The sequence below is a fragment of the Phyllobacterium sp. 21LDTY02-6 genome, assembly GCF_023554255.2.
Lineage (GTDB): Bacteria > Pseudomonadota > Alphaproteobacteria > Rhizobiales > Rhizobiaceae > Phyllobacterium.
Window position 1 is genome coordinate 136,160 of record NZ_JAMJWD020000003.1, and the last position, 26,523, is coordinate 162,682.

A 26,523-nucleotide genomic window follows, 5' to 3' on the forward strand; every position below is an offset into this window, starting at 1 on the left:
TGCTCTCCCCCTATGTCAATCGGATGCGCGGATCGACGAGCGCCGTGAGCAAGTCTGCCGCAAGATTGCCGAGAAGAACGAGAATGGCCGAAAACATCAGCAGGCCCATCACCACCGGATAATCCTGATAGCCGAGGCTGTCGAGAAAAAGCCGGCCCATCCCCGGCCAGGTGAAGACTGTTTCGGTGACGAGAGCGCCGCCGAGCAGCGTCGGCACCTGCAGGCCGGCCAGCGTAATCATCGGCAGCAAGGCATTGCCTACCACATGCTTCATCAGCACGCGGCGCTGCGTCATGCCCTTGGCGCGGGCGGTGCGAACGAAATCCTGATTGATCACCTCGAGCGTGGCCGTGCGCATGTAACGGCTCCAGACCGCCACATCGACCAACGCCAGAACCATGGCGGGCATGATCAGGTGAATGGCATAGTCCAGCAACGAACCGTCGCCGACCGTGTACATGTTGCCTGCCGGCAGCCAGCCCAGCTTCAGCGAGAAAATGTAGATCGCGACCAGACCAAACCAGAATGTCGGGATCGACAACGCGACCATGGCCCCGACCGTCGCGGCATAGTCGAAGATGGAGTAGCGCTTGGTCGCCCCCTTGATTCCGACCCAGGTGCCGATCGTCACCGAGATGACGGTTGCGGTTCCCATCAGCAGCAGCGTCGCCCCGAAATGGCCGCTGATGACGTCGAGAACCGGGCGGCCGTCGCGGAACGAGCGGCCCCAGTCGCCGCGCAGCAGCCGCCAGAACCAGTCGGCATATTGCACGATCAACGGCCGGTCGAGGCCCATCTGCGCCGAGATCCGGTCGAGGTCGGCCTGGGTCATGCCCGGAGTGAGCGCGAATTGCGATAATGGACCGCCCGGTGCGAGATTGAGCACGGCGAAGCCGATCATGGATACCAGCACGAGCAGCACGAGGCTTTGTCCAAGCCTGTTCAATATGTAGCGTGTCATTTTATCGATCTCCGATACGGATTCGACGGCACTGAGGGCCGGGCCTGTCGCCCGGCCCGTTCCGGTCCTATGCCTCTTCCCAGTACCAGGACCCGATGTTCCAGGTATCGATGCGGTTGTTCACATTCGGGGTAAAGCCGGTCATGCCCTTCTTGCGGCCGCGTATCGTTGCGTACTGATAGATCGGCAGGAATGGCAGTTCGGCGCGGATGATCTCCTGTATCTTGAGATAGGCCTTCTTGCGCTCTTCCGGCACGAAAACCTGTCCACCCTCCGTCAAGAGCTTGTCGACTTCCGGGTTGGAGTATTGCCACGTGTTCTGGCCCGCTCCTCCCTTGGCGTTGATCGAACCCGTGGCGAAATAGTCCGACGTGTCGGGATCGGGCCCGGTGAGAAAGTCGAGACCGACGACAACGGAATCGAATTTCGACTGCATCCAGTATTCGCCCCACATCACTGCCGGGGGCAAATTGGAGATGGTCATTTCCACGCCGATGTCCTTGAACGATTGCTGTATGAACTGCTGCAGCTGTTCGCGGAGATGGTTGCCCGCCGTGGTCGAATTCGAGAACGAAAGCCGCACCCCATCCTTGGCGCGGATCCCGTCTTCGCCCGGTTGCCAGCCGGCATCGTCGAGCAGTTTCTTCGCTTTCTCGATGTCGAATTCGTGCTTGGGCAGATCGGGATTGAAATAGAACGATTGCTGCGGCATGTAGGTTTCTGTCGGGGTGGGCAGCCCGTAATACAGCGCATCGATGATGGTCGCCTTGTCGAGCGCATAATACAGCGCCTGACGAACGGCAGGGTCCTTGAACTGCGGCTTTTCCATGTTGAAGGTAACGGACTCGACAGTCCCGCCGGGCACCGTCTGGACCGTCTTTCCTTCCAGCGCCTTTGCCTCGTCATAGTGGTCGGGCGTGATCCATTGCAGGCCGGTCACGTCGATATCGCCGGTCTTGAACTGGGTGTAGAGCACCGTGAGATCGGGAATATATTTGTAGATCACCCGCTCGAGATAGGGACCATCGCCATAGTAATCCGTATTGGCGGCAAGTTCGATGTGGTCGCCCGCGACCCGTTCGACCCATTTGAACGGACCCGTACCGACAGGCGCATTGTTGAACGGTGCGGTGTTTCTGTCTTTCTCCGGTTCGAGAATATGCTTCGGAACGATGAAGGTCGCCGCCAGGATCGACGCATAGGGCGCATATGGCTTTTCCATCCGCCAGGTGATTTCCGTCGGCGAGACCACCTTGATGTCGCGAACCTGGTCGTGCCCTGCCCGCCGCGCGCTGCGAAAATCCTGGTCGACGACGAGGTCGAGCGTGAACTTGACGTCTTCGGCGGTGAACGGCTTGCCGTCATGCCACTTCACGTCGTCGCGGAGCTTCACCTTCCAGTTGAGACCATCGGCGGAGATACCGCCATTCTCCACTGTCGGAACCTCGACGGCGAGGGCCGGCGTGAATTTTCCTTCCGGGTCCACGTTGAACAGCGGGTCGAAGACGCTGAAGTGAATCCCCTCATCCACTTCGATATGCAGCAGGTGGGGATTGAAGACCGTGGGTTCCTGCGAGAAGCCGATGATGACCTGGCCCTTGGGAGCCGATGGTGGAGCCGCATAAGCCTTGTCGCGGCCGAGCGCGCCCGGCATGACGAGTCCGGCTGCGCCCACGGCACCCATCATCGCCAGCGCCTGGCGTCGGTTGGGATGGAGAATTGAATTTCGATGCTTGTCAGACATTGTGTTTCCCTTCTTATTGGTTCGTTCAATGTTCCAGTCTGCATTCCATCTGCCCATCGGCAGAGCATTCTCGTCATCGCGTGGCTCCTCAACCACGCCGATCCTAGAACCCGCTGAGCGGTCGCACCTTCGAGCCATCGCTGAAGCGGGAAAAGCGGAATTCCGCGGGGTCGACGACAGGCGGGCGGCCTGTGACGATATCGGCCATCAGGCGGCCCGCCGCCGGGCCGATGCCGAAGCCATGTCCTGAGAACCCCGTCGCGATGTGAAAGCCCGGAACCTGGTCCACGGCGGAAATCACGGGAATGGCGTCGGGCGTCACGTCGATATAGCCCGCCCAACGCTGGGCGATCTCGGCCTTGTTGAAAACCGGAAAGGCAGCTTTCAAGCCGTTGAAGGCCTTGTCCGACATTTTCAGCGAAGGCTTGGGATCGAGCACCCTGTTATATTCGAACGGACTTGCTTCATCCATGTTCCAGCGCGTGGGCATGCGCGCTTCGTCGAAGAAGCGACCGCCAAGGCGAAACGAGAGAGAACCCCACTCCATTTTGAGGGCGGGAAGGAAATTCCGCGCGTAGCGGAACGATTTCGGCACGATATCGACGATATTCTCGTGACCGGAGGCGATGGTATAGCCGCCGTCCTGGCGCTTGCGAATGGCGAAATCCTTGGACCAGAGGGCGGATTCCGGTCCGCCTTCCAGCGGTTTCGTCCGCAATACGGTGTTCATCACCTTGAGTTGCGGCAGATCGATGCCGTACAGGCCGCAGAAGAGATTGGACCATGCGCCGCCAGCCAGTACGACGGCGTCGCAGGCGATACGGCCGCGTTCGGTAACGACGCCGGAAACCTTGCCGCCCGAGGTCTCGATGCCGCGTACGGCGCATTCGGTGAGGATGGCCGCACCCTTGTCGCGCGCGGCTTCGGCGACGGCGGGGGCTGCTTTTTGCGGTTCCGCCCGGCCGTCGGCCGGCGTGTACAGGGCGCCCTTGAGTTTCATGTTGCCGCCCGGCAGGAGTTCGTCGAGCTCCTTGCCGCTGACCATGCGGCTGGGCAGCTGGTATCCTTCCAGATTCTTGCCCCAGTTCTCATGCTCTTCATAGGACTTGTCGTCCGGGCAGGCGAATATGATGCCGGCGCGCTTGTAGCCGGTATCGCGGCCGAGCCTTTTGTCGAAACCGGACCAGATGCGCAGCGCTTCGGCCATGAGCGGCACTTCCCGCGGGTCGCGCCGCGAGATGCGCACCCAGCCCCAGTTGCGGCTGGACTGTTCCTGACCGATGCCGCCCTTTTCGCACAGTGCAACCTTTTGACCGCGCTCGGCGAGTTCCAGCGCCGTCGAGGTGCCTATGATACCCCCGCCAATAACAACGACGTCGACTTTCTCGGGCAGGTTTTCGTCGCCATGAACGCGCACCACATAGGGACCGGGCATTTTAATAGAGTTCCTCTAACTGACAATTGACGGTAAATTCGGCGACGCTCGCCTCATTCGGCAGGTCGAGCAGCATCGCGACAATTCGGGCGATGTCTTCGGGATCGGTCATGAGATCGTCGGCGCGATCGGTCAGGGCCCGCGCCATGTCCGTTGCGACGAACCCGGGACATAGCGCCGTTGCGCGAATGCCGAGGTCCCAACCGGCGTGGCGAATGCCATGGGCCAGTGCCACGGCGCCGAACTTGGAGATGGAGTAGAGCCCGGCGCCCGCGGATTTGACGCGCTTGCCGGAGAGCGACCCGAGTATGACCACGCGGCCCCTGCCGCTTTTGCCAAGGGCGTCCCAGGCTCCTGCAACCAGCCGGCGCGGAGCCTTGACGTTGACGGCCAGCATCGCATCGAGATCGCTGTCATCCGCTTCGATGACGTTCTTCGGGATCATGATGCCAGCATTGGCGACGATCGCGTCGATCCGTCCGAACTTCGATAGAGCCCGCTCGACCCATGCCGCCTCGGCCGATCGATCATTGGCATCATATTCGAAGAGATGCACACGGTCCTGGTCGGCCCAGTGCGGCAATTGCGGACTGCGCATACCCAGCGACAGCCGCCATCCCGCGGCGCCAAGCGCCCGGGCGATGGCATCGCCGATGCCTCTGCTCGCTCCCGATATAAGGGCGACACGTTCTTCGCTCATATCACTGCTCCCCCGGCATGCCGACCATCCTCCGGTATGCGCGCCGCAATATGTCCATGACCTGGGCCTGCTCGTCCTCGGCAATGAACGAGAAGAACTGTCTGGATTGTTCGGTGACGATCGGCCGGATGGCCGCGGCAAGCTCGGCGCCTTTCGGCGTCACGAACAGTTCGTGCGCCCGGCGTTCGCGTTCCGACGTTTTCCGGATCAGCAGGCCATGGTCGATCATCTGATCGATAAGGCGCCCCATGGCGGAACGGTCTTTCATGATGATCTGGGCAATGACCGACGGCCGGATCCCGGGATGACTGTCGACAAGAAGCAGCGTGGTGATCTTTCCGGTGCCGCGCGCCACATCGCATCCCTCCAGACGCTCGTCCAGGTCGCGCGACACTGCGATATTCATCGTACGGATGTAGAAGCTCAATGTGTTCTCGAGCACGTCGAGGTCGACATGTTCAATCGTCGTCGGTTTCCGCGCTGTCTCCGGCATCGGGCAAATTCCTTCGCTGCGCCCGACACGCTCTCACTCGTCCGGGTTTCCAGGGCTCTGAATTTGTTATGCAGCTTTCAATTTGCATGCTTCGGCAAATAGTGGACAAATGCAACTATTATTTTGCCCAAGCCAGCAGGAATATGATGTCAGGAACGGACTTGCCCGTTCGTTAGGCGAAACGCGCGCCGGACGTGCACGCCAAGCGCAAAGATCAGGCAGCAGGTTCCCACTGGCTGCCCGGTATCGCCGAGACGAGCCGGCGGGTATAGGCATGCGCGGGGTTGCGGAAGATTTGCGACGGCGGCCCGAATTCGACTATCTGACCGCGATACATCACCGCGATATCGTCGCAGATCTGGCTTGCCACGCGTAGGTCGTGAGTGATGAAGATCATCGCCACATCGAGCAATTTCTGGACCTTCGTGAGCAATTCGAGGATCTGCGCCTGAATTGAAACGTCGAGCGCCGATACGGCTTCATCGGCAACGAGAAGCGCGGGATCGAACATCAGCGCGCGTGCAATGCCGACCCGTTGCCGCTGCCCGCCCGAGAACTCATGCGGATAGCGATTGTAAGCGCCTTCATCCAGACCGACGAGCTTGAGAAGTTCAAGCGCCTTCGCTCTTGCATCCGCGGCACTGACGCCGTGCGCCATCGGCCCGACGACAAGAATCTGCCCGATCGTGTGGCGCGGATTGAGCGACGCGAACGGGTCCTGGAAAATCATCTGTATATATGGCCGCAGCGGCCGGAATTGATTGGCGTCCAGCGGGGCAATGTCCTGCCCGTTGAACAATATCCTGCCGCCATCCGCGTCCATCAACTTGAGGAGGACGCGTCCGAGCGAAGACTTTCCGGAACCCGACTCGCCGACGACGCCGAGCGTGCGGCCTTTTTGGATGCTGAAGCTCACATCGTTCACGGCATGGACCCGGCGCCCCTTCGTGAAGAAACTGCCGCCGCTCGTATAGATCTTGTTGAGCTTTTGCACCTCAAGCACGACGGGCGATTTCGCATCGCTGAGCCTGTCCTTGTCCCGCATCCGCGGAACGGCGGCCGTGAGGCGCTGCGTGTAGGGATGCGCTGGATGATTGAGCACGTCATCCGCCTTTCCCTGCTCGACGATCTTGCCTTTCTCCATCACGACGACCCGATCGGCAATCTCGGCGACAACCCCGAAATCGTGCGTGATGAACATGACGCTCATATGCTTGTCGCGCTGGATCTTGCGGATCAGCTCCAGGATCTGCGCCTGCGTCGTCACATCGAGCGCCGTCGTCGGTTCGTCGGCGATCAGCACGTCCGGGCCGAGCGCGAGGGCCATGGCTATCATCACCCGCTGCCGTTGTCCGCCCGACAGCCGGAACGGATACTGGTGCTGTATGAGAAGCGGATCGGGAAGCCCCACCTCATCGAGCAGATCGAGCACCGCCTGTGCCCGGCCTTGCGGCGTTCCGACACCATGCACTTCCATGACCTCGGCGATCTGCGAGCCGATGGTCATCAGCGGGTTGAGTGCGGAGAGCGGGTCCTGGAAAATGATCGAGACGGCGCGGCCGCGCAGTGCGCGCACATCCTCCTCCCTCGCCTTGAGGATGTCCATATCCTTGAAGCGGATCGCGCCCCTGCTGGGACGGATCGACGACGGCAGCAGGCCCATGATGGCATTCGCGGTAACGGACTTTCCCGAACCCGACTCGCCGATGATGCACAGGATTTCGCCTGAACGGAGCTCGAAGGAAATGTCCTCGACCGCGTGGCGTCGCTCCATTCCCCTCGGAAGATCGATGGTCAGATTTTCGACTGTGAGGATAGCCTCCCCTTTGACGATGGCGCTGTTCCCGGCTGCATTCGTCATCATCAGGCATTCCTTTCCGATCGATAGGTTCCCGGCGCCTGCCATCGCGGCGGCAACGGCGCTGCATTGCAGCATCATGCTCGATTGGATCGTGGAATACAACGATGTCTGTGCCGCTGATTTGCCTTAGCGCAGGAAGAGCCGTTGCCGGCGTCAATTCGGCATGTAGAGCGAGCCCAGCCAGACAAGGGCGATAAAACTCAGCAATGTGATAACAAAAAGTGTCATTCGGCCGTCCAGAAGTGAGGCAGAACCATAGACCGGGCGGCAATGGCGCATCAACTCACATTAATGAGAGTGACAGGGCGTGATCGACCGGCTTTCGCGCCCTTGCGGGCCATCAGGCGCTGATCCAAGATGGGCCGCAAGCATCGAGCGCAGCCCTGGAGATGAAAATGCCCGGCCCTTTCGAAGAACTGACCTGGTTGAACGAACCGCCGCATTACCGGATCGCGGGCGACGCACTGGAGATGAGGACCGGCAAGGACACGGATTTCTGGCGCGAGACCTTCTATGGTTTCTGGCGCGACAATGGTCATTTCCTCCATAGGGCGGTGAGTGGCGACTTCACCGCCGAAGTGACCATAAACGGCAAGTACGAGGCCCTTTACGATCAGGCCGGCCTGATGATGCGGCTGAGCGAGACGCATTGGATCAAGGCCGGCATCGAATTCACCGACGGCACCATGTATCTCTCCGTCGTCGTCACCAATGATGCTTCCGACTGGTCGCTCGTGCAGATCCCGGCCAGCACCGCCGACGTCAGGATAAGGCTCACCCGCCACAGGGAAGCCGTGCGCGTGCAATATCTCGATGCCGCCACCGGGCATTGGATGCCCGTGCGCCTTGCATATTTTCCCCCGTCGGCAACGGTTTGCGTCGGCATCATGGGCTGTTCTCCGCAGCGCGAGGGTTTCGAGGTCACGTTCAGCGATCTCGTCATAGGGCCGCCTATCGAAGCCCGGCTGCATGACTAGCGACTGGAACTGACCGCAGCGTCGAGGGTGCCCGGACGACACGCCGCGGCATATCGACGAATCCCACTCGCTCGTCAAACGCCGAGCGGTTTGTCCGGCGTCGGAGCGGACTGTCACTAAACTTATACATTCCTGCGCTAGGAACGAGCGATAGTTTCGACGGCAGATTTTCCCTGCATTTTTATATTTTATTGTTTTCAGGTTTCATTATGAAAAAGAATAATATTCTTTATTGCACGACGATATTGTTTTCATTCCTCGCAGGTATAACGCACGGCAATAGTGCCGAGGATTCGATTAAGATCCTCACTTATAATGTGGACTTTTTCGCAACGGCCCCGTTGAAAGAGATCGTGACCTTCTTTCTCAACGGCAAGTTCGACGTGATCGCGCTGCAGGAAGTATATATCTTAGCGTCGATGAAAACGGCTTTGAACGAAGCACAATCGGTCCATACCTATCGGGGTGCGCAACCGGCCTCGGGTGACGCTGTTATCAGTCGCCTGCCCGGCATCATAGGCACCAATACACCGCCCGGGGCGTCAACGTTTGGGGACGGACGTCATTTTATTGTTGATGGAACCAAGGAAAGGCCGGAAACGACGATGGTTTCGGTCCACCTCAACCCAGGCAGACCAACAAGCCGCCTCGATCAGGCAAGGCAGCTCGTGTCGTGGGCTGGCGATAGGAAACTGCCCACTTTTCTTGTTGGCGATTTCAATGCGGGTGACGTTTCAGAGCAGGGCTTGCCGCAAGGAGCCACCTATCCCAAGGCAGGCAATGAACCGACAACATTGAATACCTTCAAGCACCAATATCAGCTCGTCCAGACGGACAGCGAGCGAGAGCTGTTTGAGAGCCACGCATTGCAGGATGGACGTTATACCTGGCCAACCATGGCGGGCGATGGTGACATAAAAGGCTGGAATGGGTGGGACCGCGTGAAGATCGACCATATCATGCCGGCGAGACCTTTCGCCAAATGGTATGTCATCAACGATCGGCCGGACGACCAATATGTCGGCATCATCGACAAGCCGGAACGCGACGGTAAATTATCGGATCATGCTCTTTTCGCGCATAATCTGCGCTGGGTTGGGCCTATCCTGCAGAAATATGACGAAACCGCCGAAGGCGAGCAATACAAGGTTCGCCTGGCCTGGAACGGCAATGCTTCCACATTTGCCGAAAATGCCGGCATCTTCCATCTGACACGCAACAATCTGCGCCGGGACGTCTATCTGGGGCAAATCGTGGAAAAAGATTCGTCGAATCCTCCGCCGCTTCCGATCATCCCGAATGAGCTGAAAGACCTGACAGAGGCGGAGAAGAAGACGCTACTCGATTGCGCCGGCGGAAATGCGCGTTACGCCAAGTCCGTACAGGATTATTGCATCGACGATCACAGCTTCATCGACGAAGTCCTCGTCGCCGACAATGGTACCGTGGTTGTGACCGAGGATGCCGCCCTCGGTCCATCAAGCGCCAAGCTGCGCCTGGACAAGGGGAAGTTGCGCATCGACGGTAGCGAATTTACCCGTCTCGGCCGGGATCTGGCAATAGAAGCAGGCGGCGGGACGCTGGATATCAGCGACAAGTCGAACAATGTCACCCTGTCCAGCGGACTCTCCGGTAGCGGAGAATTGTTCAAGGCCGGACCTGGACGATTGACGGTTGATGGCGATTTTGCACAGAGCTTCACCGGCACGACGGTCGCGGGCGATGGCATGCTTACCGTCAATGGCACGCTCGGCGGGCTTGTGGATGTGCGCAGCCATTTGAACGGCGTCGGCACCGTCGCCGGACTGCATGTCTCCCGCGGCGGCACGGTTTCACCCGGCAATTCGGTCGGCGAGTTCCACGTGCGGGATGACGCCATCTTTGAATCGGGCAGCACGCTCGATATCGAGATTGCCGCCGACAAGACCACAGCCGATCGCATCCTGGTCGGCAAGACAGCCACCATCAACGGTGGAACGGTGGCTGTCCGGATGGTCGATGAACCGGCGCTGCTGAGCGAGGACCAGATCAAGGGACTGTTCGATAATCGGTACGCCGTTCTGACCGCGGGCGAACTGAAGGGCACGTTCGAAACGGTCACGCCCCAATACAGATATGTCCGCGCCAAGCTCGACTATACCGACAAGGACGTGCTGCTGGGATTCCACCTGGTGCAGGAGCCGGCCGTGGCCGGCATAGACAACGAGAAACAGAACCCGGTGGAAGAAATCGCCGGGGCGCAGGAACTGAATTTGGCCGGTGCCGACAGCCAAAATCAGAATGCGGTCGGCGAGGCCGTCAAATCGCTCGGCCTCGGCAATCCGCTGTTCAACAAGTTGCTCTTCTCCAAGATCGAAGATGCGGCCAATTACGACCTGCTCAGCGGCGAAGTGAACGCCACGGTAGGCGGGGCGGTGATGACGGCGGGTCATTTCGCATCGGACGCGGTGACGAACCGGGTCCGCGGCGCTTTCGGTGGCGTTGCAGCGAAAGAACAACCGACGACCGCGCCCCTCGCCTATGCGCCTCTTCCAGGCGCCACGTCGGCACAGGCTTTCGCAAGCATCGACCCGAAGAACAGGCCCGCTGGCACCGTCACGCTTTGGGGAGAGGCTTACGGAACCTGGTCCAGTGTCGATGGCGACGGCAATGCTTCCGGTCAAACGGGCAGAAGCGGCGGGCTCATTACCGGTCTGGATGGCATCGTGGCCGACACCTGGCGGCTTGGCCTCATGGCTGGATACGGCAACACATCGCTGAATTCGGCCAGGGGCAATGCCAATGTGGACAGCTACCAGATGGGTGTCTATGCCGGCACCCAATGGGACGCGCTTGGCCTTCGCTTTGGTGTCAATCTGGCACAGCATGACATCGAGAGCAGCCGCACGGCCCAATGGTTCGGCATTATCGACAAGAACGAGGCCGCCTTTGGTGCGCAGACGGCTCAGTTCTTCGGCGAGGTCGGTTACACGATCGCCACGCCATTTGCCGTGTTCGAGCCATTTGCCGGCGTCAGCCGTGCGCACATGAAGACCGAGGGCTTTGCCGAACAGGGCGGCCCCACGGCCTTGTCTGGTCTGCCCGGCACGTCGGACGTGACGACGACGACACTCGGCCTCCGGGCCTCGCGGACTTTCGCGGTCAATGACATGATCAGCATTGTCGGCCATGGCATGCTCGGCTGGCAGCATTCATTGGGGGATGTCGTGCCAACCGGCCGCTACGCCTTTGCGGGGGGCGCGCCGTTCACCGTCAGCGGCCTGCCAATCGCGGAGGATGCGCTCAACCTCGAAGCGGGACTGGACGTCAACATAGGCAGGCGGACGACACTCGGCCTTGGCTATACCGGCCGCTATTCCACTGGCGCCAACGACAATTCCATCACCGCAGAGGTTGCAGTGCGGTTCTGAGACTGGAGGGCAGCTGTAAGCGTGCAGCAAGCCGACCGGCAGCAATCGCTGCCTCTGTTCAGCCGGCGTCGGCCGGCTCCATCACACGGCGCTGGCGATAGCCGAGCCAGAGCAATGCCAGCGCGGCAATCGCCATCCATGGCAGGAGCAGCATGTTCAGCGCCTGCCACCCGACATATTGCAGCAGGACCCCGGAGCCGAACGAACAGGCAAGGCCAACGACAAAGATCGTCATATCATTGGTCGCCTGGGCGCGCCCTTTCTCGGCAGCCGTATAGGTGCCGGTCAGCAGGGCCGTTCCGCCGATATAAAGAAAGTTCCAGCCTATCCCCAGGAGGACGAGAGCACCCGCAAACGAGCTGAAGCCGGTTCCGCTGAGCGACATGAGCACGTGTCCTGCAAGCAGGGCGAGGCCGGCAAGCATGATGCGCAGGACACCGAACCGGGCTATCAGCGATCCGGTGACGAAGGACGGCAGGAACATGCCGAGCACGTGCAACTGGATGACCGTCGCGGTGCTTGCCAGGTCATGATCATGATGCGTCATGGCGATGGGTGTCGCCGTCATCGCCAGGATCATGATGCCATAGCCCGTGACAGCGCCGAACAGCGCGACGAAATAGGTGGGCTGAAACACGATCTGAGCCAGCGGCCGGCCGCGACCGGTGTTTTCGGCCACGGCCTGCACCGCCGGTACCCTCAAACCCATCAACAGGCAGGCGGCGATCAGCGAGACAAGCGACAGAAGGAGGAACGAACCGGCATATTCCGGCTGCAGGATGGGCCCGCCTATCTGGCCGAGCATCGGTCCTGCCAGGGCGGCGACTACGCCACCGCCGAGAACGATCGATATCGCCCTGGACTTGAAAGCTTCGTCGGAGACCTCGCTGGCGGCAAAGCGGTAGAATTGCGCGAAGGCCTGGTAGGCGCCGACAAGCAGGGTTCCGAATGACAGCAGCAGCAGCGAGCCCAGCCAGATGCCGAGTGCGGCAAGCACGCCGCCGGCAACACCGAGAGCGGCGCCGGTAATGAACCCCGTGCGCCGGCCTACCCGCGCCATCCACATCGATGCTGGAAAGGTGGCACAGGCGGTGCCAAGCAACATGGCCGCTACCGGCAGCGTCGCCAGTTCCGGCCGGGCGGTGATCGCTCCGCCCGCAAGACCACCGACAGTGACGACCAGCACCGATGCAGTCTGGAACAGTGCTTGCGCGGTGGCGAGCAGGAATACCTGCCGGTGCATCTGGTTATTTATCATTGGCGCCCCCTCTCGACGCAATCGCCGGGGGCATTCCTAGCACTTCACCGGCTGTGCGGCCGTTCACAAAGCCGTCAACCGGCATGACGACGATCAAGCGGGCCTATCCGGGCTCAGGCCGGACAGCGATGGACCTCGAGGGCCGGCGCAATGCTCGCCGGATCTCTATCAACGAAAGGAGCAGCAGGCAGAGACGATGGCGCTGTTGGAGTAGCGCAAGGCGGCGTCCGATATGCCGGCGTCTGCGATGGCGGACCTGATTTTCGCCGCGTTCATTGCAAGCCGCACGTCTTCGCGCGCGACCCCGTCGCTCTGCATGACCAGGCGGATGATCGGGTCGTCCAGCAATTCATCCAGTGTCGGGTCCAAATTTGCCATCGTCGCTATCCTTCATCATGTTGTGTGGCAGCAAGCTACTGCCAGCTGATGACAGCCGTTGGTCTGCATTGTGACCAATGTTTGAAACTTTGAGGGCGGCGGACGCATGTGCGGCGCATCAATGCCGCCAAAATACGGGTTGACGGTCGCGGCAGGATCAGTTTGGAGTCGGCGCCAATATCGGACGGCGGAGCGTCGTACCGCGAGGGAGGAAATTCATGTTCTATGCGATACTGGCCTATCACGAGGAAGAAATAGTCGAATCCTGGACCAAAGAGGAGGATTCCGCGCTCATGGAGGAACTGCTCGAGGTCAATCAACGCCTGATCGGCGACAAGACCATGGGCCCTTGTGCCCGGCTCGGACCGACGCGCGAAGCCGCGACGCTGCGCGGCAAGGGCGAAGGTTTCATAACCGACGGTCCCTTTGCGGAGACCAAGGAACAGCTTCTCGGCTTCTATGTCGTGGAGCGTCCGTCGCTCGATGCCGCAATCGACGTGGCACGGCAGCTTCGCCGCGCCAATCCGACCGCAACCTATGAGGTCCGGCCGGTCATGCTCTACCGTCAAGGTGCGACCCTGTCCGACGGGGAAGTGCAATCGTAACGGCTTGCGGGTGATCTTGCCTGTCCCGGTTATCTGGCCTTTCCCGGTTGTCTTGCCTTTCCCGGTTGTCTTGCCTTTCCCAGCGATCTTGCCTTTCATTGAGGTATGTTTAGTATTCCAGCCGGCAGGGTAACCGCCCCCGGCGAATATTGCTGCACCGGGTGTCGTCGGCCCCGTGCTGGAGAACAATGTGACGAGCGAGTCGACCGGCGAACCATCGAAATCCACAAATCCGGCCATTTCCAGCCAAAGAAGACGCCGGCTCCGCCTGTCGCTCGCGATTGCCGGCGTCGCGATGCTCGCGATATTTCTTGCCGGTTGCGGCATATATCTTTCGATCACGGCCAATCTCAGTCATATCGCGCTTGTGTCCGAGGACCTTGGTGATGCCCGGCCGGTCAAGACCGACACCAATTCGCTGAACATCCTGTTGATCGGCTCGGATGAACGCGACGGCATGAATGCCGAATATGGCGCCTATGATGGCGAGCGCGCCGACGTGATCATGCTTGCCCATGTTTCGAGCCAGCGCCACGAGGCGACGGTGGTCAGCTTCCCGCGCGATCTTCTGATCCAGCTGCCGGCCTGCCAATCAGGCGATGGCTGGTCGGGGCAGAAGAAGCATCTCGGCATGATCAATTCCTCGTTCAGTTCGGGCGGCGTCGGCTGCCTCTGGAAGACGGTCGAGAAGCTGACGGGGGTCTATATCGACCATGCGGCAATGGTGGATTTCAATGGATTCAAGTCCGTGGTGGACTCCGTTGGCGGCGTAAGCGTCTGCCTGCCGCAAGCGGTGCGGGATCAATATAGCCAGCTGGATCTGCCCGCCGGTTGGCAAACCCTCCGGGGCGAACAGGCGCTGGGCTATGTGCGGGCGCGCTATGGCATCGGCGATGGCACCGATATCGGCAGGATACAGCGGCAGCACGCCTTCGGCGCCGCCATCGTCAAAAGGGTCCGCAGCGGCGTCCTCTTCAATCCGGTACGGCTGGTCGGGTTCCTGAATGCCGTCGCGCGTTCGATCAGCACCGACCCCGGAATGACCCCCGGCGTGATGAGGCAGCTGGCTTTTTCCCTGCTGTCGGTCGAGCATTTCCAGTTCATCACCACGCCGTGGCGCTATTCGGCGGTCCAGCCCGGCCGGGTTGAATGGCGCGCGACGCCGGCAAGAAAACTGTTTCGGTCCATCGCCAACGACCTGCCCATCGCCCAGCCTGAAATAAGAGCTCCCGACAGAACCGTCGCCCTGCGACCGGCTGGCACCGCACCGGCACCCCGGGCCTCCGAGGCGAAAGCTTCGGACACTCCCTGCTCGACTTCCGTGAGCGGATAACGCTTCTCGCGGCACTTTTCCGCCTGCGGCAGCAATCTTTCGAAATAATCTTCCACATATGTAGGATCGGCGCTCCCTCGACCGTCCTAGTGTGATGGAATTGAAATATGTCTCTCTAGGGCGCTGGTGCCGGAGCATATCTCAATTCCGAAACCACACTGGAAACATATGGTTGCTAGTGACCCCCTCGAACCTGAAGTTCATCTGACCCTGCTGCAATAATGTCGTGAACTTCAGATTCGGGTCACTGGTTGCAGAACGAAACGCAAAATGGAGTAGCTACCGTGCCGAAGATGATTTTCCTGAACCTGCCTGTTGAAGATATCGCTGCCGCAACCCGCTTCTACGAGATACTGGGCTGCCAGAAGAACGAACAGTTCAGCGACGAGCGCGCATCGAGCATGATGTGGTCGGATGTGATCACGTTCCAGCTGCTGACCCGCGACTATTTCAAGTCGTTCAGCCACAAGCCCATCGCCGATCCGCACGGCGCCGTCGGGGCGATGATCGCCCTCTCCCTGGATAGTCGCGAGGACGTCGACAGGCTCGCCGAGGCGGCAAAAACCGCCGGCGGCAAGATCGACGTGCGCGCCGCGATGGATCTCGGTTTCATGTACAACCGCGCCGTCGAGGATCCGGATGGCCATGTCCTGGAACTGGTCTGGATGGATCCTGCGGGCATGCCTGCCGACGCGAGCTGATACCCAACCGAAACACGCATTGCGCGAGCCACGGGCCCGACCGCATCACTGCACTTCAAGGAGTAAGATCATGAACGCATCCACCATGCTCTGGTCGGGCCGAATTCTGACAGGGCTCTTTGCCCTGTTCATGCTCGCGGCGTCCATATCGCCCAAATTGCTGGGCCTGCCCGTCGCCGAAGAGACGCTGGCGCAGCTCGGATGGCCGGCGGGCTATTCCCATTTGATCGGTTTTATCGAACTGGGCTGTCTTGTGCTCTATCTCATACCGCGCACGAGCGTTCTCGGAGCCGTGCTGATGATGGGCATCCTGGGCGGAGCCATGGCAACGCAGATCAGGGCCGAAAGCCCGCTGTTCAGCCATGTATTCTTCAGTCTCTATCTCGGATTGTTCATGTGGGGCGGCCTGTGGCTGCGCGATGCCGGCCTGAGGGCGGTCTTTCCGTTCCGCTCGCAGCCTGTTTCCGCAAAGGCAGCCCAGCCTGCCGGCCTCGTGCGCGCACGATAGGCCGGTTGGCAATCGACAAGGATCGCGATAGCGATTGACGGCCCGGGCGAATCAGCATGTCCATGCTGCGCCGAATGCCGGCATCGGTTCGCGGAACCGCAATATTCGAGAATCGGGAGGCGATTCATGCATGAGAACCTGAAAGCCAGAAGCGAACAACTTGCGGGGCGCCGCGAGTGGATCGGCCTCTGCGTGCTGTCCATCGCCTGCCTGATCTATTCCATGGACCTGTCCGTGCTCTTCCTGGCGATGCCCGCGATCATGGCCGATCTCGATCCATCTGCGTCGGAACTGCTTTGGATCAACGACATATACGGCTTCATGGTGTCCGGCTTCCTCGTCACGATGGGCACGCTCGGAGACCGCATAGGCAGAAGGCGCGTCCTGCTCGTCGGTGCCTTCGCCTTCGGCGTGGCATCGGCATTGGCCGCCTTTTCCAGTACGGCTCAGCAGCTGATCATCGCCAGGGCGCTGCTCGGAATTGCCGGCGCGACGATCGCCCCCTCGACGCTGTCGCTGGTCGTCAACCTCTTCCACAACGAGGCCGAACGGACGCGCGCCATCGGCATCTGGGGCACGGCCTTCGCCCTGGGCGGCCTGGTCGGACCCCTGATCGGCGGCGGCCTGCTGCAATATTTCCATTGGGGTTCGGTGTTCCTGATCAATATCCCCATCATGGCCGCGCTGCTCATCGCGGCACCGTTCCTGCTGCCGGAATACAAGAATGACGAAGGCGGCAAGCTCGACCTTCTCAGCGTTGTTCTCTCGCTGGCGACGGTCTTGCCGGTCATATACGGCTTCAAGCACATGGCCGCCTATGGCTTCGAGCCAACGCAGCTGGTGCCGATCGCGGTTGGCGTGCTGGTTGGCGTCTGGTTCGTCCGCCGGCAGAAACAGCTTGCGCATCCGCTGATCGACCTTGCGCTATTCCGCATACCGGCATTCACGGCCTCGTTGATGGTCAATCTCGCCGGCGTGTTCTTCGTTTTCGGCGTGTTCCTGTTCCAGAACCTGTTCCTGCAGCTGGTGCTGGGCCTGTCGCCGCTGGAGGCCGCGCTCTGGTCCGTGCCGTCGGCGCTCGTATTCACGGTGATGTCGCTCCAGGCCTATCGCGTCGTCAATCGCTTCGGGCAGGTCAAGACCATTCTGCTTGGCCTGGTGGTCAATGCCCTCGGCACCGCAGTCATGGCGATGGCCGCCTATTCGGAGAGCCTGCTGGGCGTCCTTGGTGCAAGCATGCTGGTCGGCCTCGGCTTCGTGCCCGTGATCCTGACCACGACCGGCCTGATCGTCGGCACGGCTCCGCCCGAGCGTGCGGGTTCTGCCTCGGCCATATCCGAAACCGGCGCGGAATTCGGCGGCGCGCTGGGTGTTGCTGTCCTTGGAAGCATCGGCACCATCGTCTATCGCATGACGATGGAAGGCGTCGATCTCGCGGGGCTGAGCAGCGCGCAGGCGCTGGCGGTATCGACCACCTTGACGGGTGCGGTCGAGGTCGCGAAGACCATGGGCAACGCCGTAGCTCCGGCCTGGCTGGAAACGGCGCGGACAGGCTTCTCGCTCGGCTTTGCCGTCTGCTGCGCCGTCGCAACCATAACATTGCTGCTACTGGCGGCCATAGCACGCAAGGTCTATGCGACGGCCCATATCGACGAGGCGAGCGTCGCCGCCCACTGATTGCAGTCCACTGATTGCGGCCCACGATTAAGGAGGATGACCATGGCGAGCCGCATGTGTACGTCTGCGCTATGGCTATGCAACCAAGCTGACGATATGGTTGTATCCGCAACTTTCCGGATTCTAGAGACCAGACATGCGACAGGTGATCAGTACCATATTCGCGGTGTCGCTGGTGTACGGCGCCCTTGCCGGCGTCGATGCCCATGCGGCACCAAAGCGTTCAGCTGAACTTTCCACTCTCGACAGGATAAACAAGATCATCCGCGGCGAAGGCACGCCCGGTGAAAGCGTCACCTCGCAGAATGGCGACGTCGTCTATACGGTCCTTGAAGGCGGTGGCGTCGAAGTGCGCAATAAACGCTACGGAACCGTGCGCCAGTATGGGCCGGTCCCGCCGCAGAGCGACAATGTGAACAGCCGCGCCAAGCCGCTCTACCAGTAACGGCCAATCAGGGGCGAACCGAAATCGAGGTCCGGAAGCGCCGGGACCTCGATATTCGCATTCAGTTCAGAGCGAGGCGCCCACTTCGCGAATCTCCTTCAGGATCGGCGCTTTTGGAAGCCAGATTTCATCATATGCCTTGATGATATCGGCGCTGTTCTTCAGGTCGACATCGACGATCTTGATGCCGGTATCCTTGAAGTTCTGCAGCAAGGCCGCCTCGTTCGCCACCGTCGCATCCACCTGTTTCGCCAGTTCTTCCTGGATCAGGCGGGTGATCAGTGTGCGGTCGCTTTCCGGTACGTTCTTCCAGACCCGTGCCGAAACCAGTGCGACGCATGGCATGAAGATGGCGTTCATGCGCAGCATCGTCTTCGCCACCTTGTCGTAGCGCTGGTTCCACGACAGATCGAGATCCGCCTCGAGGCCGTCCACCTGGCCATTGGACATCGCGTCGAATACCTGCGGTGTGGGAATCGGCGTCGGCGCAGCACCCAGCAACTGGTAGAAGTCACGATAGGCCGGGGTGGTGTTGATCCGCAGCTTCATGCCGTTGATGTCTTCGATACCATTGACCACATTGCCGGTGAACACGACGCGGAGCGTGGTGATGCCATAGCCGAGGCCGATCGTTCCGGTCTCGACCGGCAGCACCTCGAGCAGCTTCATGGCGACGGGATGACGGACGAGCTTGGCGACATTTTCGGTGCTCGTCACCAGCCAGGGCGCATTGATGGCGGCAATCTGGGGAATGCGCGAGCCGAGCTCCGCGGTCATGATCCAGGCGAGATCGAGCGCCCCCGACTGCATCTGCTGCAGCATTGCGCCTTCATTGCCGAGCTGGTTGGACGGGAAGACCTGGATGGAAAGCCGGCCATTGCTTTCTTCCTGGAGACGCTTGCCCACAGCCTCGGCGGCAATGTTCCAGGGATGGCCGGGCGGCGTGGTGATGCCAAGGCGATAGACCTTGGCTTCCTGGGCACGAAGCAATGAAGGTGTAGCAAGCGCCACCGCCGAACCGAGCGATGCCGCCTTGATGAATGAGCGCCGAGTGAATGGCATTGGTTTGTTCCTTGTCGCGTGTGGTTATGAGAAATAGGTCGAAAGAACCGGGAAGATCGACAGCAGCACCAGGATGATGCAGCTGATGAAGAAGAACGGCAGCGTGACGATGAACATCTTGCCCGGCTTCGCGCCGGTTACCGCCGAAGCGATGAAGAAGTTCAGGCCGACAGGCGGTGACAGAAAGCCGAGCACGAGGTTGATCACCGCGACGACGCCGAAATGCACCGGGTCGATGCCATAGACGCCCGTGGCGATGGGGAGCAGTATCGGCACCGTCATGATCAGGCCCGGCGCCCCGTCGATCACCGTACCGATGACGAGCAGAATGACGTTGACCAGGAGCATGAACATGATGGGATCGCTGGCGATGGTCTGTATCCATGCGGCCACGCGCTGCGGCACCATGCCGTACACGAGCACCCAGGAGAAGACCGCCGCAGCGGCGATCAGGAACAATATGCCGGCGGAAAGCACGCCAGCCTTGACGAACATGGCCGGAAGCTTGTCGAGGCTGAGGTCCTTGGTGACGAAGCGGCCGACGAATATGGCAGCGACGACGCCCATGGCGGCCGCCTCGGTGGGGTTGGCAATGCCGGTGACGATGGAACCGACGATGATCAGCGGAATCGTCAATGTCGGCAGCGCGCTCACCACGATCTCGACGCGGCGCTTGAAGGCCAGGCGCTCGCCGCGCGGATAATTGTAGATGAAGCCCATCAGGGCGATGATCGCGCAGAAGGCGACGGAGAGCAGCAGGCCCGGAATGATACCTGCCGCCAGCATCGTGCCGACGGGAACCTGCGCGATGACGCTATAGACGACGAACATGATGGATGGCGGGATGATCGGCCCGAGCATGCCCGCATAGGCGGTCAGACCTGCGGCGAAAGTCTTGTCGTAGCCCTTCCGTTCCATTTCAGGCACGACCATCTGCGACATCAGGGCCACCTGCGCCGCAGCCGAGCCGAGAATGGAGGCGACGAACATGTTGGCGAGGAGGTTGACATAGGCCAGCCCGCCTTTCAGCGCGCCGACAAAGGCCATGGCCATGTCGATGATGCGGCGGGTGATGCCGCCGCCATTCATGATTTCGCCAATGAGAATGAAGAGCGGGATGGCGATCAACCCATAACTGTCCAGACCGGTGAACATCTGGGTCGGAAACGACACGAACAGAACAGAATTGTCGGTCTGCCAGATATAGGCAACAGCCGTCAGGCACAGCACGATCGAGATCGGCAATCCGATCAGCATCAGCAATGCCATTGCCGAAAAGGTAATCATCATGCGGCTCCTTCGGCATTGGCGAGAGCCATCTGCTTGCGCTTTTCGGCGAAGCCGAGGTCTTCCAGCAGGTTGGCGAGGCAGTGCAGGGTCAATGTCACCGAGAAGATCGGCAGGATGAGATTGACGACCCATGTGGGCCATTCCAGCGTCTGCGTCCTTTCGGAGTAAAGGAAATTGAAGCTTTCGGCGGCGAAGGCCTTGGGATCGAAACCATGCGACGCGATGCCGATCGGGTCCATCCAGTTCCAGCACATCACGATGAAGCCCACTGCGAAACACAGGGAAAGCCCGGTGGCCAGGGCCCGCAATCGCCCGACCCATGCCGGCGGCAGGCTGTCAGACAGCAGCGTCACCGCGAAATCCATGCGCAGCCGCGTCATGACCGACGCGCCGATGAAGCCCAGCCAGATCATCGAGAATATCGATGCCTCGTCGATCCAGTAGATCGGCATCTTGGCAAAGCGCGTCACGACATTGGTGAGGATCAGCACGAGCAGGATGGTGATGAAAACGCCGGCGAGAAACTTCTCCAGGCTCAGGACCGCTTGAGATATGGCCGTGATCTTGTCGGCCAAGCCCCTGCGGGCCGGACTTTCGTCCACGATAGGCATGCGCATTCCCCTTTGCATTTTTGGTGTATATTATAAGTATACACAATCGGGAGCTGTCAACGGTTTTCGTGCAAGCAGCCGTTCAAAGCGGGTTCCGGGCGATGTCAGTCCGCCAGCGTGACGGCAAAGCCACGCCTGCACCTGTCGCGTGGCGCGGCGTGATCGGCAGTATTGGAGTTGTCGGCGGCGATCAGATCCTGATCTGCTCGCGGCGGTCTTCCGTGATGAGCTTGCGGATCTGGTTGACGATCTGGTCCGCATGTCCGCTGGCGAGGCTGTCGGCGAGATCGATGTCCTGCTCTTCGATGGCGCGGATCATGTCCTCATGCTCGACCACATATTGTTCGGGCAGGCGGTCGGCGAACGAAGAATAATAGAGCCGGAGCAGCCGGCGCCCCTCGTCGAGGAGACGGGCAAAGAGGCTGGCATAATAGGGATTGCGGCCGGCATCGGCGATGGCAGCATGGAAGTCGCGATTAGTGGCGATCATCTTCAGCGCATTCTGCTCGCGAACGGCGCGGGCGAAATCTTCCTGATGCGCGCGGATGATCTGCAGGTCGTCGGCGGTGCGATTGCGCGCGGCCAGCCGCGTCGTCATGCGATACATCAATGTCATCGCGTCGAAGAATGCTGGAAGCCCGAGGAAATCGATGTTCGACACCACTGTCGACCGATTGGGGAGCGCGATCACCAGGCCATCGCTGCCCAGCCGAACCAGCGCTTCGCGGATCGGCGTTCGGGACATTTCGAAGCGCTCGGCCAGTTGGTTTTCATCGATCGGACTTCCAGGGGGCAATTGCAGGCTGATGATCTCGTCCCGCAATATGTCGTAGACGAACTTGGCCCCCGAGCCCTTCTTCCGGTCCGGTGACGGGAGCGCCTGTTTCTGGTTCATCGCATGTCCTTCTATGTAAGCCTAGGAATAGGCAAGAGCACCCTTGGGATCAAGCGCATTCGGCGCCCGCCTCCCGTCCTCCACCATCATTCTGCCTCAGCGCATAAAAGATGTCGACAAAAAGAATACATGTTATATATTGCTTGCAGTTCAGATAGATCATGCAGCGGAACCGCCACGGCGGACTGGCGGCAGGACGAGGAGAAATCATGACCGACACTATCTTTTCAGGTTGCATCCCAGCGCTCATGACGCCGTGCAAGAACGACCGCACCCCTGACTTCGACGCGCTCGTGCGCAAGGGCAAGGAATTGATCGCCAGCGGCATGTCCGCGGTGGTCTATTGCGGCTCGATGGGCGACTGGCCGCTTCTTACAGATGCGCAGCGCATGGCCGGTGTAGAGGCCCTGGTCAAGGCCGGCGTCCCCGTGATCGTCGGCACCGGCGCTGTGAACACTTCAGTTGCAGTGGCCCATGCGAGGCACGCACAGGAGGTGGGTGCGAAAGGTTTGATGGTCATTCCGCGCGTTCTGTCGCGCGGCTCTTCCGTCACGGCGCAGAAGGCCCATTTCAAGGCGATCCTGACGGCCGCTCCAGACCTTCCCGCCGTCATCTACAACAGCCCGTATTATGGCTTTGCAACCCGCGCCGACCTGTTCTTCGCGCTTCGCGCCGAACATCCGAACCTGATCGGCTTCAAGGAGTTTGGCGGCAGTTCAGACATGCGCTATGCCGCGGAGAACATCACCAGCAAGGATGAGAACGTCACGCTCATGGTCGGCGTCGACACCAATGTCTTCCATGGATTCGTCAATTGCGGTGCAACAGGCGCGATCACCGGCATCGGCAACGTGCTGCCCAAGGAAGTGCAGCTTCTGGTTTCATTGTCGAAGGCTGCCGCAGCGGGCAATGCCGCGGCGCGCAAACTCGCGCTCGAGCTTGAAGCGGCTCTGGGCGTGCTCTCCTCCTTCGACGAGGGCCCGGATCTCGTGCTCTTCTACAAGCACATGATGGTGCTGACCGGCAACCCGGAATATGAACTGCATTTCAACGAGACCGACAAGCTGTCGGACAGCCAGCGTCGCTATTGCGAGGCTCAGCTCGACCTGTTCCAGAAATGGTACGCGGATTGGAGCAATCAGGAGCGCGATCTCCTGAAACAGGCGGCCTGATTCAAGCGGCATATCGGCTTCACTGGCGGAGGCCTCTACGGGAGGTCACCGCCATCGATGCCGATGACATGACCGCTGATATAGGAGCTCTGGCCGCTGGCGAGGAACATGACGAGCGCCGCGACCTCCTCCGGCGTGCCGACGCGGCGCATCGGGTAAGGAGCAACCAGCTGCTCGTTCGTTACCTTCCAATCACGGCGAACGCGTTCGAGCATCGGACTTTCGATCGCGCCCGGCGCGATGGCGTTGATCCGGACATTGCGACCATATTCCTGCGCGGCACAGCGGGTCATGTGAGAGACTGCTGCCTTTGAAGCCGCATAGGCCAGGATATTCGGGAAAGCGTGGCGTCCGCCAATCGACGCCATGTTGATCATGGCGCCCGCCGACTTCACCAGATGCGGCAGTTCATACTTCATCGACAGGAACACGCCGCGCAGATTGGTGGCGATCTGGTCGTCGAAACCCGCCGGATCAGTCTCGGCGATGGGCGCTGGCGGCAGGTCTATGCCGGCATTGTTGAACGCGACGTCGAGCCCGCCATACCGTTCGACCACATTCGTCACAAACTGCTCCATCTGAGCGGCATCGCGCACGTCCGACTGGAAATAACTGACTTCACCGCCTTCGGCGCGCAGTGCCTTTTCAACCTCGCGGCCAAGCGTGTCCCTGCGGCCGTTGAATGCCACCTTGGCGCCTGCACGGGCGAAGGCTGCGACGGTCGCTGCCCCGATGCCGGATGTTCCACCGGTGACGATGATCGTCTTGCCATCGAAGAGCGCAGGCGTGGCGGCCGACGCGGCTTCGGCAGCGGTATTTCCGGCCATCGCGCCAGCAGCAATCATACCGGCGAGAACATGCCGGCGCGGAAATGACGGGGTTTCGTCGTGGACGTTTGTCATGGCGTTGATCCCTGTTGAACTCAAGGGATGATAACCACCTCATTCCATCGATAAATGCCGTCTGGATTTCAGGACTAATTAGTTTAAGTTTATAATCATGCGACTGCCTTCCGACCCCTTCTCCGGGCTGAATGCCTTTCTGGCCGTGGCCGAAACGGCCGGTTTCAGCGCCGCCGCCGCCAGGCTCGGTGTTTCACCGGCGGCTACAAGCCAGGCGATCAGGGCGTTGGAGGCGCGCTTGGGCACGCCATTATTCGTCCGGACCACGCGGCGGGTCCGCCTGACGGAAGCCGGAGCAGCGCTGCTCATGCGCGTTCGCCCCGCTGCCGCCGAGATCAGCGACGCCATCACGAGCGCCGCCGCGACGCAGCAGGAACCATCGGGTCTGCTCCGGCTCACCGTGCCGCGCATGGCGGTGCCTCTCATCATCGATCCCGTATTGCCAGCCTTCCGGCAGGCTCATCCCAAGGTCGCCGTCGAAATAGCCATCGAGGACGCAACGGTCGATCTGCTCGGGCGCGGGTTCGACGCCGGCATTCGCATCGGCGAATATGTCGAACAGGACATGGTTGGCATCAAGCTCACGCGCGATATCAGCTGGTCGGTGGTCGCAGGGCCGGCCTATCTCGCCGCCCGCGGCGTGCCCGCCACGCTTGAAGAACTGGCAACGCACGAGTGCATACGCTACCGATTTCCGTCGTCCGGCGTCGTGTATCGTTGGGAATTCGAGCGCGAGGGCGCGTCCGTCGTCGTCGATCCGCCGGGCAGCATCGTCGTCAATGACGGCGCGCTGCTCGCGTCATTCGCCGTCAGCAATCTCGGCCTCTCCTATGTCGCCGACATTGCCGTCGAGGCAGAGCTCCGCGCCGGATCGCTGGTGCGGGTTCTGGAAGCCTGTTCGCCGACAACGCCCGGGCTTTTCCTCTATTTCCCGCGACGTGCCCAGCAACAGCCGAAGCTGCGCGCCTTCATCGACACGGTAAAGCAGCTGCTGCGCACCGATGAGACCCGTCAGGGCAGCGTGAACACCTGACAGGGCACAGCAATGCCGCGCAATTTGTGTTCGCCCAGCGGCACGAGCGGCTGCGTCGTTTCCGCCGCAAAAGCACCGGACAGCAGCACCGTTCGACCCAGCGGACGACACAGGCCTTCGAGACGGCTCACCAGATTCACGGCGGGACCGATCGCGGTGAAATCCAGCCGGTCGGCCGTGCCTATATTGCCCCACAACATGTCCCCGAGGTGAAGGGCGGCGCCGAACGACAATAATGGCAGATCTTGCGTGGCCCGGGTTCGATTGAGGTGCTCCATGCCCGCGCACGCGGCGGAAACCGCCCGCAACGCCGCGTCGCATGCAGCGGCCGCATTGCGCTCGCCGATCGGGAATATGGCGAGGACTCCGTCGCCGATGAATTTCAGCACCTCGCCGCCAAAGGCATGAACAGCGCCGGCGATGCGGTCGAACCACGCATCCAGCGCCGTAATCACCTCATTCGCAGCGCCAGTCTCCGATAATTCGGTGAAACCTCGCAGGTCGGCGAAAATCACGGCCGCCGTGATCGTCTGGCCGGGACCCCGGCGCAATCGGCCATCCAGCACCTGCCCGGCGCTGCGACGGCCGAGATATGCCGTGAGCAGGCCGCTCAGCGCCGAGCGCGCCGCGAGCAGGGCCAGCGGCGTGGCGGCGAAACGTGCTACATCTGCCAGCAAGGCCAGCTCCCCGTCGTCAAGCGAACGGCTGGTGGCCCAACCCAGCTGCGCGGCATCGGGCAAGCTCCCCACCTGATCTATCCGCACCGCCCCTGCCCCCAGCCCGTTGAGCCATTCGACAGCCATTTCGCCATGGCCGGATTCGGCCATCGGCGGTCCGAAGCCCAGAGCCTCGATCACCTTTCCGGTGTCACTGCGCCAGAGCCAGGCGCGCCGTTCGATCACCGGGTGTGGCGCTGCCTGCGTCAGCATGGCCCCGATCAGCGGTACACCGTCGGCGATCAGCCTTTCAGCGAGCGTGGTGAGGAAAACATCGCCCTCGGACAGGTCGATCGCCTCATCGATCAGGAAGGACAAGGCGGAAGGCAATTGCATCGGGCCGGTCATGGAATTTG

At 60.9% G+C, this 26,523-nt stretch carries 24 protein-coding genes; 10 read left to right on the forward strand and 14 right to left on the reverse strand.

The annotated features are described in order from the left end of the window. Positions 1–10 precede the first annotated feature (10 nt). From M8997_RS12125 to M8997_RS12150, 6 genes are all read right to left on the reverse strand, one after another. Positions 11–961: an ABC transporter permease gene (locus M8997_RS12125; RefSeq protein ID WP_250017732.1), complete on the reverse strand. Its 951-nt coding sequence runs from the start codon at positions 959–961 to the stop codon at positions 11–13. 67 nt (positions 962–1,028) lie between these two features. Continuing rightward, entirely contained in the window at positions 1,029–2,705 is a 1,677-nt protein-coding gene (locus M8997_RS12130) for a peptide ABC transporter substrate-binding protein (protein WP_250017729.1), read from the reverse strand. A 103-nt stretch (positions 2,706–2,808) separates the two neighbouring features. Next, entirely contained in the window at positions 2,809–4,140 is a 1,332-nt protein-coding gene (locus M8997_RS12135; RefSeq protein ID WP_250017727.1) for an FAD-binding oxidoreductase, read from the reverse strand. A 1-nt stretch (position 4,141) separates the two neighbouring features. Next, positions 4,142–4,840 carry an SDR family NAD(P)-dependent oxidoreductase gene (locus M8997_RS12140; RefSeq protein ID WP_250017715.1) on the reverse strand — a complete coding sequence of 233 codons (699 nt, stop codon included), beginning with the start codon at positions 4,838–4,840 and terminating at the stop codon, positions 4,142–4,144. A 1-nt stretch (position 4,841) separates the two neighbouring features. Then, positions 4,842–5,333 carry a MarR family winged helix-turn-helix transcriptional regulator gene (locus M8997_RS12145; RefSeq protein ID WP_250017713.1) on the reverse strand — a complete coding sequence of 164 codons (492 nt, stop codon included), beginning with the start codon at positions 5,331–5,333 and terminating at the stop codon, positions 4,842–4,844. Positions 5,334–5,547: 214 nt separating this feature from the next. After that, positions 5,548–7,197, reverse strand: a complete 1,650-nt coding sequence (locus M8997_RS12150; protein WP_250017710.1) for an ABC transporter ATP-binding protein — start codon at positions 7,195–7,197, stop codon at positions 5,548–5,550. A 392-nt stretch (positions 7,198–7,589) separates the two neighbouring features. Here M8997_RS12150 and M8997_RS12155 point away from each other — a divergent pair, with 392 nt between their 5' ends. Both M8997_RS12155 and M8997_RS12160 read left to right on the forward strand, forming a co-directional pair. Next, positions 7,590–8,171 (forward strand): DUF1349 domain-containing protein, encoded by a 582-nt coding sequence (locus M8997_RS12155; protein WP_250017708.1) that lies wholly within the window; start codon positions 7,590–7,592, stop codon positions 8,169–8,171. Positions 8,172–8,380: 209 nt separating this feature from the next. Then, positions 8,381–11,581, forward strand: a complete 3,201-nt coding sequence (locus M8997_RS12160; RefSeq protein ID WP_250017706.1) for an autotransporter domain-containing protein — start codon at positions 8,381–8,383, stop codon at positions 11,579–11,581. Positions 11,582–11,639: 58 nt separating this feature from the next. On the opposite strand, the gene M8997_RS12165 is transcribed toward M8997_RS12160, so the two are convergent. Both M8997_RS12165 and M8997_RS12170 read right to left on the reverse strand, forming a co-directional pair. After that, complete coding sequence (locus M8997_RS12165; protein ID WP_250017703.1) at positions 11,640–12,839, reverse strand: MFS transporter; 1,200 nt, start codon at positions 12,837–12,839, stop codon at positions 11,640–11,642. 168 nt (positions 12,840–13,007) lie between these two features. Continuing rightward, a complete protein-coding gene (locus M8997_RS12170; protein WP_250017701.1) occupies positions 13,008–13,217 on the reverse strand; it encodes a hypothetical protein in 210 nt (69 codons plus the stop codon). Positions 13,218–13,435: 218 nt separating this feature from the next. Between M8997_RS12170 and M8997_RS12175 the strand changes: the two genes are divergently transcribed. The 6 genes from M8997_RS12175 to M8997_RS12200 all read left to right on the forward strand — a co-directional run bounded on the left by M8997_RS12175 (position 13,436) and on the right by M8997_RS12200 (position 18,486). After that, positions 13,436–13,822, forward strand: a complete 387-nt coding sequence (locus M8997_RS12175; RefSeq protein ID WP_250017698.1) for a YciI family protein — start codon at positions 13,436–13,438, stop codon at positions 13,820–13,822. A 190-nt stretch (positions 13,823–14,012) separates the two neighbouring features. Further along, on the forward strand, positions 14,013–15,155 hold the full coding sequence (locus M8997_RS12180) for an LCP family protein (RefSeq protein WP_250017696.1): 1,143 nt from the start codon (positions 14,013–14,015) through the stop codon (positions 15,153–15,155). Positions 15,156–15,439: 284 nt separating this feature from the next. Then, positions 15,440–15,856, forward strand: coding sequence for a VOC family protein (locus M8997_RS12185; RefSeq protein WP_250017693.1), 417 nt, complete (start codon positions 15,440–15,442; stop codon positions 15,854–15,856). A gap of 70 nt (positions 15,857–15,926) precedes the next feature. Continuing rightward, complete coding sequence (locus M8997_RS12190) at positions 15,927–16,364, forward strand: DoxX family protein (protein WP_250017691.1); 438 nt, start codon at positions 15,927–15,929, stop codon at positions 16,362–16,364. A 126-nt stretch (positions 16,365–16,490) separates the two neighbouring features. Continuing rightward, positions 16,491–18,041: an MFS transporter gene (locus M8997_RS12195; protein ID WP_250017689.1), complete on the forward strand. Its 1,551-nt coding sequence runs from the start codon at positions 16,491–16,493 to the stop codon at positions 18,039–18,041. A 136-nt stretch (positions 18,042–18,177) separates the two neighbouring features. Then, positions 18,178–18,486 (forward strand): hypothetical protein, encoded by a 309-nt coding sequence (locus M8997_RS12200; RefSeq protein ID WP_250017687.1) that lies wholly within the window; start codon positions 18,178–18,180, stop codon positions 18,484–18,486. A 66-nt stretch (positions 18,487–18,552) separates the two neighbouring features. Here the strand turns inward: M8997_RS12200 and M8997_RS12205 are convergent, their stop codons facing one another. From M8997_RS12205 to M8997_RS12220, 4 genes are all read right to left on the reverse strand, one after another. Continuing rightward, a complete protein-coding gene (locus tag M8997_RS12205; RefSeq protein WP_250017685.1) occupies positions 18,553–19,548 on the reverse strand; it encodes a TRAP transporter substrate-binding protein in 996 nt (331 codons plus the stop codon). Between the two features lie 24 nt (positions 19,549–19,572). Beyond that, positions 19,573–20,835 (reverse strand): TRAP transporter large permease, encoded by a 1,263-nt coding sequence (locus tag M8997_RS12210; RefSeq protein ID WP_250017683.1) that lies wholly within the window; start codon positions 20,833–20,835, stop codon positions 19,573–19,575. Beyond that, positions 20,835–21,449, reverse strand: a complete 615-nt coding sequence (locus M8997_RS12215) for a TRAP transporter small permease (RefSeq protein WP_250017681.1) — start codon at positions 21,447–21,449, stop codon at positions 20,835–20,837. The genes M8997_RS12210 and M8997_RS12215 overlap by 1 nt, the downstream gene beginning before the upstream one ends. Positions 21,450–21,639: 190 nt before the next feature. Next, the gene (locus M8997_RS12220) at positions 21,640–22,344 is read right to left on the reverse strand and encodes a GntR family transcriptional regulator (RefSeq protein WP_250017671.1); all 705 of its coding nucleotides are present in this window, start codon (positions 22,342–22,344) and stop codon (positions 21,640–21,642) included. 209 nt (positions 22,345–22,553) lie between these two features. On the opposite strand from M8997_RS12220, the gene M8997_RS12225 reads away from it, so the two are divergent. Beyond that, positions 22,554–23,516 carry a dihydrodipicolinate synthase family protein gene (locus M8997_RS12225; protein WP_250017670.1) on the forward strand — a complete coding sequence of 321 codons (963 nt, stop codon included), beginning with the start codon at positions 22,554–22,556 and terminating at the stop codon, positions 23,514–23,516. Positions 23,517–23,551: 35 nt separating this feature from the next. Here M8997_RS12225 and M8997_RS12230 read toward each other — a convergent pair whose 3' ends face one another. Further along, a complete protein-coding gene (locus tag M8997_RS12230; protein ID WP_250017668.1) occupies positions 23,552–24,418 on the reverse strand; it encodes an SDR family NAD(P)-dependent oxidoreductase in 867 nt (288 codons plus the stop codon). Between the two features lie 97 nt (positions 24,419–24,515). Between M8997_RS12230 and M8997_RS12235 the strand changes: the two genes are divergently transcribed. Then, positions 24,516–25,451, forward strand: coding sequence for a LysR family transcriptional regulator (locus M8997_RS12235; protein ID WP_250017666.1), 936 nt, complete (start codon positions 24,516–24,518; stop codon positions 25,449–25,451). Here the strand turns inward: M8997_RS12235 and M8997_RS12240 are convergent. Further along, positions 25,430–26,503 (reverse strand): adenylate/guanylate cyclase domain-containing protein, encoded by a 1,074-nt coding sequence (locus tag M8997_RS12240; RefSeq protein WP_250017856.1) that lies wholly within the window; start codon positions 26,501–26,503, stop codon positions 25,430–25,432. The two genes, M8997_RS12235 and M8997_RS12240, sit on opposite strands and share 22 nt — an antisense overlap. Positions 26,504–26,523: the final 20 nt, after the last annotated feature.

Excerpts from the sequence above, each read along its gene's own strand:
- M8997_RS12240 (WP_250017856.1), bottom strand. The coding sequence starts at position 26,503 with ATGCAATTGCCTTCCGCCTTGTCCTTCCTGATCGATGAGGCGATCGAC.
- M8997_RS12205 (WP_250017685.1), bottom strand. The coding sequence starts at position 19,548 with ATGCCATTCACTCGGCGCTCATTCATCAAGGCGGCATCGCTCGGTTCG.
- M8997_RS12175 (WP_250017698.1), top strand. The coding sequence starts at position 13,436 with ATGTTCTATGCGATACTGGCCTATCACGAGGAAGAAATAGTCGAATCC.
- M8997_RS12190 (WP_250017691.1), top strand. The coding sequence starts at position 15,927 with ATGAACGCATCCACCATGCTCTGGTCGGGCCGAATTCTGACAGGGCTC.
- M8997_RS12220 (WP_250017671.1), bottom strand. The coding sequence starts at position 22,344 with ATGAACCAGAAACAGGCGCTCCCGTCACCGGACCGGAAGAAGGGCTCG.
- M8997_RS12140 (WP_250017715.1), bottom strand. The coding sequence starts at position 4,840 with ATGAGCGAAGAACGTGTCGCCCTTATATCGGGAGCGAGCAGAGGCATC.
- M8997_RS12215 (WP_250017681.1), bottom strand. The coding sequence starts at position 21,449 with ATGCCTATCGTGGACGAAAGTCCGGCCCGCAGGGGCTTGGCCGACAAG.
- M8997_RS12145 (WP_250017713.1), bottom strand. The coding sequence starts at position 5,333 with ATGCCGGAGACAGCGCGGAAACCGACGACGATTGAACATGTCGACCTC.
- M8997_RS12195 (WP_250017689.1), top strand. The coding sequence starts at position 16,491 with ATGCATGAGAACCTGAAAGCCAGAAGCGAACAACTTGCGGGGCGCCGC.
- M8997_RS12135 (WP_250017727.1), bottom strand. The coding sequence starts at position 4,140 with ATGCCCGGTCCCTATGTGGTGCGCGTTCATGGCGACGAAAACCTGCCC.
- M8997_RS12150 (WP_250017710.1), bottom strand. The coding sequence starts at position 7,197 with ATGATGACGAATGCAGCCGGGAACAGCGCCATCGTCAAAGGGGAGGCT.
- M8997_RS12165 (WP_250017703.1), bottom strand. The coding sequence starts at position 12,839 with ATGATAAATAACCAGATGCACCGGCAGGTATTCCTGCTCGCCACCGCG.
- M8997_RS12155 (WP_250017708.1), top strand. The coding sequence starts at position 7,590 with ATGCCCGGCCCTTTCGAAGAACTGACCTGGTTGAACGAACCGCCGCAT.
- M8997_RS12130 (WP_250017729.1), bottom strand. The coding sequence starts at position 2,705 with ATGTCTGACAAGCATCGAAATTCAATTCTCCATCCCAACCGACGCCAG.
- M8997_RS12210 (WP_250017683.1), bottom strand. The coding sequence starts at position 20,835 with ATGATTACCTTTTCGGCAATGGCATTGCTGATGCTGATCGGATTGCCG.
- M8997_RS12125 (WP_250017732.1), bottom strand. The coding sequence starts at position 961 with ATGACACGCTACATATTGAACAGGCTTGGACAAAGCCTCGTGCTGCTC.
- M8997_RS12200 (WP_250017687.1), top strand. The coding sequence starts at position 18,178 with ATGCGACAGGTGATCAGTACCATATTCGCGGTGTCGCTGGTGTACGGC.
- M8997_RS12160 (WP_250017706.1), top strand. The coding sequence starts at position 8,381 with ATGAAAAAGAATAATATTCTTTATTGCACGACGATATTGTTTTCATTC.
- M8997_RS12230 (WP_250017668.1), bottom strand. The coding sequence starts at position 24,418 with ATGACAAACGTCCACGACGAAACCCCGTCATTTCCGCGCCGGCATGTT.
- M8997_RS12235 (WP_250017666.1), top strand. The coding sequence starts at position 24,516 with ATGCGACTGCCTTCCGACCCCTTCTCCGGGCTGAATGCCTTTCTGGCC.
- M8997_RS12225 (WP_250017670.1), top strand. The coding sequence starts at position 22,554 with ATGACCGACACTATCTTTTCAGGTTGCATCCCAGCGCTCATGACGCCG.
- M8997_RS12170 (WP_250017701.1), bottom strand. The coding sequence starts at position 13,217 with ATGGCAAATTTGGACCCGACACTGGATGAATTGCTGGACGACCCGATC.